Consider the following 13628-nt stretch of genomic DNA (forward strand, 5'->3'; position numbering starts at 1 on the left):
GCAATGTCTCCGTCAGCAGATGGTTTCAACCTACTGCCAGCCACTGCCTCGGACAATCACTGTAGAACCGCTGAATACACCGCTATCACTCAACCGGCAGCGCTCTCCATGCGCACCGCGCCACGGCGGGTTTGCCCGGCTGCCACCACGCAGTTACGCCCGGCACCCTTGGCGGCGTACAGCGCCTGGTCGGCGGATTTGAGCACCTCTTCCGGCGTGCGCTGCTCGGCCTGGCGTTCGGCCACGCCAATGCTGATGGTCACCGACACGCTGGAGGCGCCGCTGCCCGAGCGACGCTGGCGCCCCTGCTGGTCATCCTGGGGACGGTCCGAGTTGCGCAGCTTGATGTCGTAGTCGGCGATGATTTCGCGGATCTCCTCCAGGTGCGGCAGGCATTCCTCCACCGTCTTGCCGGCAAACACCACGGCGAACTCTTCACCGCCATAGCGGTAGGCCCGCCCGCCGCCGTTGACCTTGGACAACTTGCTCGCCACCAGGCGCAGCACCTGGTCGCCGACGTCATGGCCATGGGTATCGTTGAAGCGCTTGAAGTGGTCGACGTCGCTCATCGCCAGCACATAGTTGCGCCCCAGGCGCTGCATGCGCTCATTCAACGCGCGACGCCCCGGCAAGCCGGTCAGCTCATCGCGAAAGGCCATTTGATAAGCCTCATGGGCCACGCCGGCGGCGATCATCAACATCACCTGGCTGCACATGATGTTCAGGGTGAACGGGAGTATGAACGTCTGCGGCAACATCCAGAACATCCCCAGCAACCCCACCAATTGCGCCGCATGCAGCGGGCGCGGCTGGTACCAGTATTGGGCCGCCAGGGTCAGGAAACCAATCAGGAACATCGGGTACGACAGCTGGATCAGGCTCATCCAGCTGCCATGCAGCGCCGGCCAGCGAATCTCCGCCAGCCAGTTCAGCACCGCCTGGGGATAACTCTGCTCCAGTGCCAAGGCCACGCTGCCGACCGCCAGCAACACTGCGCCACGGGCGACGAAGTCACGGAACAGGTGAGTCTTCTCCTGCCACAGCGCGTAGATGCTGAACAATAACGGCAGCAGCAGGCAGCACAAGTGAAACACCACCGCCGCGTCGTCGCGCACGCGGCCGTGGTCGCGGTAGAAGTCGGTCTGGGTGTCGAGCAGGAAGTAGGCGATGTACACCGTGATCATCAGGAACAGTTCACGCTGACGGCGATACACCGCGCAGTACGAACCGCCGAGTAACAGCACCAGGGTCGGCAACACATTGAACAGTGAGGTGAAGAAGACGTTGAGGTCCCTGACGTACGCAGCCGAGAGCCCCGCCAGCAAAAGCAGCAAAGAAGGTAGAAAGTGACTGAACCGTACAGCGGACACGCGCGACAAGGGTAGAACTCCGACCCACAAAAAAATGATGGCACTGTGCCTTGATGCGGACAGTTAAGCACACCCTGCCGCACATGTATCACATTGCCATCACTGTAACGGCAGCCGGAAGCAATCCCTGAGCGCTGTACTGTGGTTTTTTATCGCTCACAAAAAAGCCGCCGCTCCCGTGAAGGAGCGGCGGCTCTGGCAGTGAACCCGGTTTGGCTTAGTAAGCCAGGCCGAAGTCTTCTTCTTTCATGTCCATCAGGTTGTTGGCGCCCGACAGCATGGTGGCCACGTGAGTGCGAGTACGCGGCAGGATGCGCTGGAAGTAGAAGCGCGCAGTCTGCAGCTTGGCGTTGTAGAACGCTTCTTCGGTGGTGCCGGCGGCCAGTTTCTCGGCCGCCAGGCGCGCCATGTCGGCCCAGAAATAGGCCAGGCAGGCGTAACCGGAGTACATCACGTAGTCCACCGAGGCAGCACCCACCTCTTCGCGGTCCTTCATCGCGGCCATGCCGACCTTCATGGTCAACTCGCCCCACTCTTTGTTCAGTGCAGCCAGCGGTGCAACGAACTCTTTGACGGCGTCGTTACCTTCGTTGGCCTGGCAGAACTTGTGCACGATCTTGGTGAAGCCCTTGAGCGCTTCGCCCTGGGTCATCAGCACTTTACGGCCGAGCAGGTCCAGGGCCTGGATGCCCGTGGTGCCTTCGTACAGCATCGAAATGCGGCTGTCGCGAACGTTCTGCTCCATGCCCCACTCGGCGATAAAACCGTGGCCGCCGTAGATCTGCACGCCGTGGTTGGCCGATTCAAAGCCGACTTCGGTCATGAACGCCTTGGCGATCGGGGTCATGAATGCCAGCAGGCCATCCGCCTGTTTCTTGGCTTCGTCGTCGGTACCGTATTTGACGATGTCCACTTGCTTGGCGGTGAAGTACACCATCGCACGGTTGCCTTCGGCGAAGGCTTTCATGGTCAGCAGCATGCGGCGCACGTCAGGGTGCACGATGATCGGGTCAGCGGCTTTTTCCGGTGCTTTCGGGCCGGTCAGCGAACGCATTTGCAGGCGGTCACGCGCATATTTCAGGCCACCCTGGAAGCCAGCCTCGGCGTGGGCCAGGCCTTGCAGCGCAGTGCCCAGGCGAGCAGTGTTCATAAAGGTGAACATGCAGTTCAGGCCTTTGTTCGCCGGGCCGATCAGGAAACCGGTGGCCGCGTCGAAGTTCATCACGCAGGTGGCGTTGCCGTGGATGCCCATCTTGTGTTCCAGGGAACCACAGGTCACCGCGTTGCGCTCACCGATCGAGCCATCGGCGTTTGGCAGGAACTTCGGCACGATGAACAGCGAGATGCCTTTGGTGCCCGCCGGTGCGTCCGGCAGGCGGGCCAGTACGATGTGGACGATGTTGTCGGCCATGTCGTGCTCGCCGGCCGAGATGAAGATCTTGGTGCCGGAGATTTTGTAGGAGCCATCGGCCTGAGGTTCGGCCTTGGTGCGCAGCATGCCCAGGTCGGTGCCACAGTGTGGCTCGGTCAGGCACATGGTGCCGGTCCATTCACCCGACACCAGTTTGGTCAGGTAAGCCTCTTGCTGCTCAGGGGTGCCGTGCTCGGAAATGGTGTTCATCGCACCATGGGACAGGCCGGGGTACATGCCCCACGACCAGTTGGCGGTACCAACCATTTCGCTGACCGCCAGGCCCAGGGATTCCGGCAGGCCTTGGCCGCCGTGCGCTACGTCGTGGGCCAGGCTTGGCCAGCCGCCTTCGACGAATTGTTTGTAGGCTTCCTTGAACCCTGTCGGGGTCTTAACGCCTGACTCACTCCAGGTGCACCCTTCGATGTCGCCCACGCGGTTCAGCGGTGCCAGCACTTGCTCACAGAACTTGGCGCCTTCTTCGAGAATGGCGTCAACCATGTCCGGAGTAGCGTCCTGGCAAGCCGGCAGACTCTGATAGTGCGCTTCATAGCCAAGCAGTTCGTCACGAACGAAGCGAATATCACGCAAGGGGGCCTTGTAGTCAGGCATAGCGATAAACCTCTGCTGATGTATCTGGAATGAACAACCGCGTGGATTTGTGTTGTAGCGGTCAAACAGGTGTTTGAAACATACGTTTACGACCTGGGGATGTCAAGCGTCGTCCAGCCGCCGTTTGTCATGACGTGGGTCAATGGCGCGCACGGCAAAGCCCGCGGCGAGATGCCACCAGTAAGATTAGGAGAGAAACAGGGCTGTAGCCGCTGGCTTGCCCGCGATACAGGCGTCGCGGTCGAGGAGTAGAACCGAATTGATGCTATCGCAAGCGAACCAGCTCCCACATGAAGCGAGAGCCGGTCGGCGTGTAGAGGGTTTAAGCGTAGGTGTCGATCAGGGTGCCAAGCATTTCATCCGAAGCCTTGGCCACTTTTACGCCCAGTTCCACCTGGAACTTGCCTTGGGCCATTTCGACCATGTTGCTGGCCGAGTTCGATGGCTGGGCGCGATCGTTGGCTTGCAAACGGTCGCTTTGCGCATCCGACGGCTGGGTCGTCGCGGCGCTGGCAATCTTGCCCGCAGCCTGGTCGACACGGTTCTGCCCGGTCTGAATGCTGCTCAGGCCCGAGTAAAACGCGCTGCTTCCAGAGATTTCCATGGCGTAAGCCTGCCTTTAGAGAATCGTGAAGTTGAATTGAAGCAGATATCCCGGCAAAGGGCTCGTCAAAAACACTAATGGCATAATGCCTTGTTGATAGCCAAAATCAGTCAAGCAAGTCCAACTGCAAGTATTCAGCAACGGCTTGGGCCCCGGCGTGCTTGAGTTTGGGCACGCGCCCCAGGCACGGTGCAGGCAACCGCTCCGCCAGCGTGGCGAGGTTTTCTTCCAGACGAGAGGTCTTGGGGTCGATGATATTCGCCACCCAACCCGCCAGCGGCAAACCGTCTCGGGCGATGGCCTCGGCGGTCAGCAACGCATGACTGATACAGCCCAAACGCACGCCAACCACCAGGATCACCGGCAGCTTGAGCGCCATGGCCAAATCCGACAGGTTGTCCTGGTCGGCCAACGGCACGCGCCAGCCGCCCGCACCTTCGATCAACGTGAAATCCGCTTGCTGCGCCAGGATGTGCTGCATGGGTTTCAACAGCGATTGCACCGTCAACGCAACGCCCGCCTCCCGTGCTGCCAAATGCGGGGCGATAGCGGGCTCGAAGGCTACGGGGTTGACCTCGGCATACGTCAGCGGCAACGAACACTCGGCCAGCAACGCCAGGGCATCGGCGTTGCGCAAGCCTTTGGCCGTGACCTGGCAGCCGGACGCCACGGGCTTACCGGCCGCAGTGCTCCTGCCGGCCTGGCGCGCCGCGTGCAGCAGGCCGGCGGCGATGGTGGTCTTGCCGACATCGGTGTCGGTCCCGGTGATGAAGTAAGCGGCGCTCATAGAGGTTTCTCCAGTACGGCATACACCACTTGGTAAGTCGCCGGCAGGCCTTGGGCCTGGCGGAACTGCTCATACGCTTGTGCCAGTGCAACAATCCGCGCGCGCCCCGTCAACCCTCCCGGCCGTCCCGGGTTGAGATTGTGCGCACCCAGCGCCTTCAACTCATGGGTCAGGCTGCGTACATCGGGGTAATGCAGCACATGGGGCCGGCGCTCCAGGCTCACCACGCGCAAACCACTGGCCGCGCATAGCTGTTGATACGCCTCGAAGGTGCGAAAGCGATTGACGTGCACCATGCCATCCGCCGCGCGCCAGCTTTCGCGCAACTCATCCAGTGTTCCCACGCATAAACTCGCAAACGCCAGCACACCACCCGGTTGCAACACGCGATGCGCCTCGCTGAGCACCGCCGTGAAATCCGCACACCATTGCACCGCCAGGCTGGAGAAGATCAGCCCGAAGCTGGCGTCCCGCAACGGCAGGCGTTCGGCATCGCCGGCGATGAAATGCCCGGCGCCGCCCAATGGCCGCGCGTGGTTGAGCATGCCTTCGGCAATATCCAGTGCCACACCCTGGCTGGCTGGCAACGCCGGAGCCAACACCCGGCTGAAATACCCGGTGCCGCACCCCATATCGAGCCAGCGTTGCGGCGCACACGTCGACGGCAGGCGCCCCAGCAGTTCATGCCCCACCGCGCGCTGCAACTCGGCAACACTGTCGTAACTGGCCGCCGCGCGGGAAAACGACGCAGCGACCTGGCGCTTGTCCGGCAAGGCACCGGGCAGCGGGGCGTGGGATAAATCAGTCATCGAGGCACTCATGCAAAAAAGCCTGGATAGCCCCCGCGACGCCGTGGGGGTCTTCCAGAAGAAAAGCGTGGCCGGCCTGTTCGATCAGGCCGATTTCAACATCCGGAAGCAGAGCCAGCAGGTCGCTGGCGGCTTGCGCAGGCACCAACCCGTCCAGGCCGGCGAACAGGTGCAACTGCGGGCCGCGATACGCCAGCAAGGCTTCGCGGGTGTCGAGTTGGGCGAGCAGTTCAAGGCCGGGCATCAATACACTTGACGGCGAATTCGGCGCCCCGCTGACCAGCAGCCGCGACAGCCCGCGTGGGTCTTCAGCGCCCTTGGCGCACAGCAGGCCGAAGCGCTTGAGGGTGACCTGAGAGTCGGCATGGCAGCCGGCGAGAAACGCGTCGAACGTCTCGGCAGGCATCGCGTTCGGCCAACCGTCGTGGGCGACAAAACACGGGTTGCTGGCCAGTGTCAGCAGGCCGCAACAGCGTTCGCCGCGCCGCGCGGCCAGTTCCGATGCGAGCATGCCACCCAGGGACCAACCGCCCAGCCAGGCATTGTCCGGCAGCGTGGCGTCGAGTTCCTCGAGCCATTCACCCAAGTCGCTGGAACCCAACACCGGCAACGGCTCGATCTGCACCCGCAGGTGTTCGTCCAGCCCTTGCAACGCGGCGGCCAATGGCTCCAGCGGCGATACGCCGAGGCCCCAGCCGGGGAGCAATATCAGTCGATCACGCATGGTCGGGCTCCGTGGCGCCTAACGAGCGGAAACACACTTCCAATCCGTCTAACAATAGCTGCACCTGCGCCGCGCTGTGGGCCGCCGTCAGTGTCACGCGCAAACGTGCGCTGCCGGCCGGCACGGTGGGTGGGCGAATCGCTGTCACCATCAGGCCGCGCTGGCGCAGCATCTGCGACAGACGCACGGCCTTGGCGCTGTCACCGATCAGGATCGGCTGGATCGGCGTGAAGCTCTCCATCAGGTCCAGGCCAAGCTGCTCGGCGCCCTGGCGGAACTGTCGGACCAGGCTGTTGAGGTGCTCGCGCCGCCAGTGCTCGGTGCGCAGCAACTCCAGGCTCTTCAAGGTGGCGCAGGCCAGGGCGGGCGGTTGGCTGGTGGTGTAGATGTACGGGCGGGCGAACTGGATCAGGCTTTCGATCAGGTCTTCACTGCCGGCCACAAAGGCGCCGGCCGTGCCGAATGCTTTGCCAAGGGTGCCGACCAGTACCGGTACGTCGTCCTGGCTCAGGCCGAAATGCTCGACAATCCCACCGCCGTTGGCACCCAATGGGCCGAAGCCATGGGCGTCGTCCACCATCAACCAGGCGCCCCTGGCCTTGGTTTCCCGGGCCAGCGCCGGCAGGTCTGCCAAGTCGCCATCCATGCTGAACACGCCGTCGGTGACCACCAGCGTATTGCCGGTAGCCTTCTCCAGGCGCTTGGCCAGGCTTGCCGCGTCGTTGTGCAGATAGCGGTTGAAGCGCGCCCCGGACAACAAGCCCGCATCCAGTAGCGATGCATGGTTGAGGCGGTCCTGCAGCACCGTATCGCCCTGCCCCACCAACGCCGTGACGGCGCCGAGGTTGGCCATGTAGCCGGTGGTAAACAGCAGCGCGCGCGGGCGGCCGGTGAGGTGCGCCAGGGCTTCTTCAAGCTCATGGTGCGGCGTGGCATGCCCGATCACCAGGTGCGAAGCGCCACCGCCCACGCCCCAACGCGACGCGCCGGCACGCCAGGCTTCGATCACTTGCGGGTGATTGGCCAGGCCCAGGTAATCGTTGTTGCAGAACGCCAGCAGCGGCTGGCCGTCCACCACCACTTCCGGGCCTTGGGGGCTGCCCAGTAGCGGGCGTTGACGATAAAGGTGCTGGGCACGGCGGGCAGCGAGGCGCGCGGCGAGATCGAAAGACATGCTGGCCTCGATACATCAGGTGAACTCGATCCAATGTGAGAGCAGGCAAGCCTGCGATAGCGGTGATTCAGACACATTGATGTTGAATGTGCCGCCGTCATCGCAGGCAAGCCGGCTCCCACATTTGAATCGCATGCTAATAGGGAGATCAGTGGGGTTTTAAACCACAGCGTTATAGAACTGCTCGCTGCTCTTCTGCTCCACCAGCGCCTGTTCGATCGCCGCCTGATGCACCTCATCCGCGTGTTCTTCACGCGCTTCCGGCAGGATGCCCAGGCGCGAGAACAGTTGCATGTCCTTGTCGGCCTGCGGGTTGGCGGTGGTCAGCAGTTTGTCACCGTAGAAGATCGAGTTGGCGCCGGCGAAGAACGCCAGGGCCTGCATCTGCTCGTTCATCGCTTCCCGGCCGGCCGACAGGCGCACATGGGACTGCGGCATCAGGATGCGCGCCACGGCGAGCATGCGGATGAAGTCGAACGGGTCGATGTCTTCGGCGTTTTCCAGCGGCGTACCGGCGACCTTCACCAACATGTTGATCGGCACCGATTCCGGGTGCTCAGGCAGGTTGGCCAGTTGGATCAGCAGGTTGGCACGGTCGTCGAGGGACTCACCCATGCCGAGGATGCCACCGGAGCAGATCTTCATTCCCGAATCACGTACGTAGGCCAGGGTTTGCAGGCGCTCGCTGTAGGTGCGGGTGGTGATGATGCTGCCGTAGAACTCCGGCGAGGTATCGAGGTTGTGGTTGTAGTAGTCGAGCCCAGCCTGGGCCAGGGCTTCGGTCTGGTCCTGGTCGAGACGACCGAGGGTCATGCAGGTTTCCAGGCCCATGGCCTTCACGCCCTTGACCATCTGCAGCACGTAGGGCATGTCTTTGGCCGACGGGTGCTTCCAGGCGGCGCCCATGCAGAAGCGGGTCGAGCCAATGGCTTTGGCGCGAGCAGCCTCTTCCAGGACCTTCTGCACTTCCATCAGCTTTTCTTTTTCCAGGCCGGTGTTGTAGTGGCCCGACTGCGGACAATATTTGCAATCTTCCGGGCAGGCACCGGTTTTGATCGAGAGCAGCGTCGACACTTGCACACGGTTGGCGTCGAAATGCGCGCGGTGCACGGTCTGCGCTTGGAACAGCAGGTCGTTGAATGGCTGCACGAACAGCGCTTTGACTTCGGCGAGGGACCAATCGTGACGCAAGGTGGCGGTGGTGCTGGCGCTCATGGGCGATTCCTTGATTATGCTTTGGCAAGCGCTGCGGGAAGGGCAATACCCACAGGCACGACACGGATGCTCGGCATATTTAAGGAAGATTCATGCACTGTCAACCCAGCCACAAACGCCAGGTTTACATCTGGCTAAAAAACACACAAACCTGTTTAATCTGCGATGAAGCGACGGAATCGGCCGATTGTGTGTGCAACGTCTGCGAAACCGATCTGCCCTGGCTGATGGAGCACTGCGATGTCTGCGCATTGCCCCTGCCGATGGAGGGTCTGATTTGCGGCCAATGCCTGAAACAACCACCGGCGTTTAAACAGGTGATCGCACCCTGGACCTACGGCTTCCCCATCGACAGCCTGGTCAGCCGCTTCAAGCACCAGGCACGCTGGCCACTTGGGCAGATGCTTGCAAGGCTCCTGGCGCAGTACCTGCAGGACCGCCTCGATAACAACGAACTCACGCGCCCCGATTGCCTGCTGCCGGTGCCAATGGCCCGCAAGCGCCTGCGCGAACGCGGCTATAACCAGGCCTTGATGCTGGCGCGCTGGCTCAGCAGCGACCTGAACATCGCCTACGATGAACACCTGTTGTTACGCCCCCATGAAACCGTCGCCCAGCAAGCCCTCGATGCAAAGACACGCAAGCGCAACCTGCTCGGTGCCTTCGCCTTGGCGCCCGACGCCCAGGTGCAAGGCCGCCACCTGGCCTTGGTAGACGACGTGCTGACCACCGGCGCCACTGCCCACAGCCTGGCACGGCTGCTGATGAACGCCGGGGCGCGCCAGGTCGATGTGTACTGCCTGGCGCGCACGCCCAAACCCGGCAGCTGACTTGACTCCCGTCAACCTTGGCCGCAACGTTCCACTCACCTTATCGAAGCGTATCCACATGTCACTGCCAGCGTCCCTCAGCCAACACATCATCCGTCGCCCCCAGCGCATTGCCTTGCTGGCGCATATCGCCGAGCAGGGCTCCATCACCCGCGCGGCAAAAAGCGCAGGCTTGAGCTACAAGGCGGCGTGGGATGCCATCGACGAGCTGAACAACCTCGCGCAGAACCCCCTGGTGGAGCGCAGCGTCGGCGGCAAGGGCGGTGGCGGCGCCAAGCTGACGGCCGAGGGCGAGCGCGTGTTGCGTCTCTACCAGCGCCTGCAAGCGTTGCAGGCCGAAGTGCTGGGCTCCGATGAAGCGGCCAGCGACTTCAACCTGCTCGGCCGCTTGATGCTACGCACCAGCGCGCGCAACCAACTGCACGGCCAGGTCATCGCCATTGAACAGCACGGCCGTAACGATCGGGTCCGGCTGCAGCTTGCCGGCGGTCTGAGCCTGCAAGCGCAGATCACCCACGACAGCACGCAGCGGCTGGAACTGGAAACCGGCGTGGAAGTGGTCGCGCTGATCAAGGCCGGCTGGCTGGAATTGCTGGCGCCCGAGCATCCTGCAACAACTGGACACAATTGCATGAGCGGTATTGTCGACGCCATTCTCGACGCCGATGACGGCCCCAGCGAAGTCCGCATCGCCCTGCCCAACGGCCAGGTTTTATGCGCCCTGGCGCAGCCCGACGCACTCAATGCCTTGGGTGCCGCCGAGGGCAAGCCGATCCAGGTGCAATTTGCGCCGAGCAATGTGCTGCTCGGTACGCCGGTGTAGCCGCGGCCCAACACTGCACACGCCTTCAAACTGCAACAATTTCGTCACGCACGCTCCTTATGGTGTCTGCAAAAACCGCAGGGAGCCTGAGATGAGCCTATTAGAAGAAAACCAAGCCACCGACCTGGAACAGATGGTTGGCCTCACCCGCCGCCGCTTCATCGGCGCCGGTGCCTTGTGCGGTGCCGCGATGTTCCTCGGTGGCAACCTGCTGACCCGCAGTGCGCTGGCCGTCAACGCCACCAGCGCCAGCCCGCTGCTGGGCTTTACCAGCATCGCCGCCGCCACCAGCGACGCTATCACCTTGCCGCCGGGGTACAGCGCCTCCGTGCTGATCAGTTGGGGCCAGCCGCTGAGCAAGAGCGCCCCGGCCTTCGACCCATCCGGCAACGGCACGGCCAAGGCCCAGGAACAGCAGTTCGGCGACAATAACGACGGCATGAGCCTGTTCGCTTTCCCTGGCGACGACAACCGCGCACTGATGGCGATCAACAACGAGTACACCAACTACCGCTACCTCTTCGCCCATGGCGGCGCGCCGCAATCGGCCGAAGACGTGCACAAGGCCCAGGCCAGCGAAGGGGTGTCAGTGATCGAAGTGCAGCGCAAGGGCGACACGTGGCAGTTCGTCCAGGACTCACGCTACAACCGCCGCATCCACGGCAACTCGCCGATCCGCCTCAGCGGTCCCGCCGCCGGCCACGCCTGGCTGAAAACCAGCGCCGACAAAACCGGCAAGAAAGTGCTCGGCACCTTCCAGAACTGCGCCAACGGCAAGACGCCATGGGGCACCTACCTGACGTGTGAAGAGAACTTCACTGACTGCTTCGGCAGCAGCAACCCACAGCAAACCTTCGACGCCGGGCAGAAACGCTACGGCGTGGTCGCGGCCAGCAAAGACATCAACTGGCACCCACACGACCCGCGCTTTGACCTGGCCAAAAACCCCAACGAACTCAACCGCCATGGCTGGGTAGTGGAAATCGACCCGTTCGACCCGCACTCCACGCCGGTCAAGCGCACCGCCCTGGGCCGCTTCAAGCACGAAAACGCCGCCCTGGCCGAAACCCGTGACGGCCGCGCCGTGGTGTACATGGGCGACGACGAGCGCGGCGAATTCATCTACAAATTCATCAGCCGCGACAAGATCAATCACAAGAACCCCAAGGCCAACAAGGACCTGCTCGACCACGGCACCTTGTACGTGGCGATCTTCGACGCAGGTGACGGCAACGCCGACCAACCCAAGGGCAAGGGCCAGTGGGTCGAACTGACGCACGGCAAGAATGGCATCGACGCCAGCACCGGCTTCGCCAGCCAGGCCGAAGTGCTGATCCATGCGCGCCTCGCCGCCAGCGTGGTGAAAGCCACTCGTATGGACCGCCCGGAATGGATCGTGGTCAGCCCGACCGATGGCCAGGTCTATTGCACCCTCACCAACAACGCCAAGCGCGGTGAAGACGGCCAGCCGGTGGGCGGCCCCAACCCGCGCGAGAAAAACGTCTACGGCCAGATCCTGCGCTGGAAGGCCGACGCCGATAATCACGGAGCCAGTGATTTCAGCTGGGACCTGTTCGTGGTGGCCGGCAATCCTGGTGTACACGCAGGTTTGCCAAAGGGCGGCTCGTCGAACATCAACCCGCAGAACATGTTCAACAGCCCCGATGGCCTGGGTTTCGACAAGGCCGGGCGCTTGTGGATTCTCACCGACGGCGACTACAGCAACGCCGGTGACTTCGCGGGGATGGGCAATAACCAGATGCTCTGTGCCGACCCTGCCACTGGGGAAATCCGTCGTTTCATGGTCGGACCGGTGGCCTGTGAAGTGACGGGCATCAGCTTCTCGCCCGATCAGAAGACACTGTTCGTGGGGATTCAGCACCCTGGCGAAACCGGCGGGTCCACCTGGCCGGAGCATCTGCCGAACGGCAAGCCGCGTTCGTCGGTGATGGCGATTCGGCGCGATGATGGCGGCATCGTCGGCGCCTGATAGCCCCTGTTCGCGAGCAAGCCCGCTCCCACCATTGACCGAGTTCCAACATAAAAAAGCGGTCGACTGTGGGAGCGCGCCTGCTCGCGAAGGCGTCCGAACAGCCACCACCTATCGATGCTGTTACCATAGCCGGCCGGACGCGGCGCCCTGCTGCGCGCAGGAGTTCGCATGGCCCATCCGTTTGAAACACTCACCCCCGACCTGGTGCTCGACGCTGTCGAAAGCATCGGTTTCCTCAGCGATGCTCGCGTCCTGGCGCTCAACAGCTACGAAAACCGCGTGTATCAAGTGGGCATCGAGGATTCGGAGCCACTGATCGCCAAGTTCTACCGCCCGCAACGCTGGACCAACGAGGCGATCCTCGAAGAACACCGATTCACCTTCGAACTGGCGGAATGCGAAGTGCCGGTGGTCGCGCCCCTCATCCACGACGGCGAAAGCCTGTTCGAGCATGCCGGGTTCCGTTTCACCTTGTTCCCACGCCGTGGTGGCCGTGCGCCGGAGCCGGGCAATCTCGACCAGCTTTACCGTCTTGGGCAACTGCTCGGTCGTTTGCATGCAGTGGGTTCCACGCGTCCGTTCGAACACCGTGAAGCCCTGGGCGTGAAGAACTTCGGTCACGACTCCCTCACCACCTTGCTGGAAGGCAACTTCATTCCCAAGAGCCTGTTGCCCGCCTACGAGTCCGTGGCCCGCGACCTGCTCAAGCGTGTGGAAGAGGTGTACAAGGCCACGCCGCACAAGAACATCCGCATGCATGGCGATTGCCACCCCGGCAACATGATGTGCCGCGACGAGATGTTCCATATCGTCGACCTGGATGACTGCCGCATGGGCCCGGCGGTGCAAGACCTGTGGATGATGCTCGCCGGCGATCGCCAGGAATGCCTGGGCCAGTTGTCGGAGCTGATGGACGGTTACCAGGAATTCCACGACTTCGATCCGCGTGAATTGGCGCTGATCGAACCCCTGCGCGCCCTGCGCCTGATGCATTACAGCGCCTGGCTGGCACGGCGCTGGGATGACCCGGCGTTCCCCCACAGCTTTCCGTGGTTTGGCAGCGAGCGCTATTGGGGTGACCAGGTGCTGGCGTTGCGCGAACAGCTCTCGGCCCTGAACGAAGAGCCCCTCAAGCTCTTCTGACCCTACCCTCTCCTTGTGGGCGCTGGCTTGCCTGCGATGCAGGCAACTCGGTGTCCCTGTGGCACCCGGGTGTCGCCATCGCAGGCAAGCCAGCGCCCACAGAAAAGCGCCGCCCATTGCCTGACAAAAATCC

The 13628-nt window shown here is 62.7% G+C and carries 12 protein-coding genes; 4 read left to right on the plus strand and 8 right to left on the minus strand.

Going from position 1 to position 13628, the window contains the following annotated elements; all coding sequences use genetic code 11:
* Nucleotides 1-89: 89 nt before the first annotated feature.
* The 8 genes from ATH90_RS26170 to bioB all read right to left on the minus strand — a co-directional run bounded on the left by ATH90_RS26170 (nucleotide 90) and on the right by bioB (nucleotide 8706).
* Nucleotides 90-1379 carry a GGDEF domain-containing protein gene (locus tag ATH90_RS26170; RefSeq protein WP_098467471.1) on the minus strand — a complete coding sequence of 430 codons (1290 nt, stop codon included), beginning with the start codon at nucleotides 1377-1379 and terminating at the stop codon, nucleotides 90-92.
* Between the two features lie 208 nt (nucleotides 1380-1587).
* Nucleotides 1588-3393, minus strand: a complete 1806-nt coding sequence (locus tag ATH90_RS26175) for a phenylacyl-CoA dehydrogenase (protein ID WP_034109700.1) — start codon at nucleotides 3391-3393, stop codon at nucleotides 1588-1590.
* A gap of 322 nt (nucleotides 3394-3715) precedes the next feature.
* Nucleotides 3716-3997, minus strand: a complete 282-nt coding sequence (locus ATH90_RS26180) for a hypothetical protein (RefSeq protein WP_034109702.1) — start codon at nucleotides 3995-3997, stop codon at nucleotides 3716-3718.
* 106 nt (nucleotides 3998-4103) lie between these two features.
* The gene (gene bioD, locus ATH90_RS26185; RefSeq protein WP_098467472.1) at nucleotides 4104-4784 is read right to left on the minus strand and encodes a dethiobiotin synthase; all 681 of its coding nucleotides are present in this window, start codon (nucleotides 4782-4784) and stop codon (nucleotides 4104-4106) included.
* The gene (gene bioC, locus ATH90_RS26190) at nucleotides 4781-5593 is read right to left on the minus strand and encodes a malonyl-ACP O-methyltransferase BioC (RefSeq protein ID WP_098467473.1); all 813 of its coding nucleotides are present in this window, start codon (nucleotides 5591-5593) and stop codon (nucleotides 4781-4783) included. The genes bioD and bioC overlap by 4 nt, the downstream gene beginning before the upstream one ends.
* The gene (locus ATH90_RS26195) at nucleotides 5586-6317 is read right to left on the minus strand and encodes an alpha/beta fold hydrolase (protein WP_034109707.1); all 732 of its coding nucleotides are present in this window, start codon (nucleotides 6315-6317) and stop codon (nucleotides 5586-5588) included. The genes bioC and ATH90_RS26195 overlap by 8 nt, the downstream gene beginning before the upstream one ends.
* Nucleotides 6310-7491: an 8-amino-7-oxononanoate synthase gene (gene bioF / locus ATH90_RS26200; protein WP_098467474.1), complete on the minus strand. Its 1182-nt coding sequence runs from the start codon at nucleotides 7489-7491 to the stop codon at nucleotides 6310-6312. Before bioF ends, ATH90_RS26195 begins: the two co-directional genes overlap by 8 nt.
* Nucleotides 7492-7650: 159 nt before the next feature.
* Nucleotides 7651-8706: a biotin synthase BioB gene (gene bioB, locus ATH90_RS26205; RefSeq protein ID WP_016977842.1), complete on the minus strand. Its 1056-nt coding sequence runs from the start codon at nucleotides 8704-8706 to the stop codon at nucleotides 7651-7653.
* Between the two features lie 92 nt (nucleotides 8707-8798).
* On the opposite strand from bioB, the gene ATH90_RS26210 reads away from it, so the two are divergent.
* The 4 genes from ATH90_RS26210 to ATH90_RS26225 all read left to right on the plus strand — a co-directional run bounded on the left by ATH90_RS26210 (nucleotide 8799) and on the right by ATH90_RS26225 (nucleotide 13495).
* A complete protein-coding gene (locus tag ATH90_RS26210) occupies nucleotides 8799-9536 on the plus strand; it encodes a ComF family protein (protein WP_098467475.1) in 738 nt (245 codons plus the stop codon).
* A gap of 58 nt (nucleotides 9537-9594) precedes the next feature.
* The gene (locus tag ATH90_RS26215; RefSeq protein WP_098467476.1) at nucleotides 9595-10359 is read left to right on the plus strand and encodes a TOBE domain-containing protein; all 765 of its coding nucleotides are present in this window, start codon (nucleotides 9595-9597) and stop codon (nucleotides 10357-10359) included.
* Between the two features lie 91 nt (nucleotides 10360-10450).
* A complete protein-coding gene (locus ATH90_RS26220; RefSeq protein WP_034109714.1) occupies nucleotides 10451-12349 on the plus strand; it encodes a PhoX family protein in 1899 nt (632 codons plus the stop codon).
* Nucleotides 12350-12520: 171 nt separating this feature from the next.
* Nucleotides 12521-13495, plus strand: coding sequence for a serine/threonine protein kinase (locus ATH90_RS26225; protein WP_034109715.1), 975 nt, complete (start codon nucleotides 12521-12523; stop codon nucleotides 13493-13495).
* The last annotated feature ends 133 nt before the right edge of the window (nucleotides 13496-13628 follow it).

Source organism: Pseudomonas lurida, from assembly GCF_002563895.1.
Taxonomy (GTDB): Bacteria; Pseudomonadota; Gammaproteobacteria; order Pseudomonadales; family Pseudomonadaceae; genus Aquipseudomonas; species Aquipseudomonas lurida.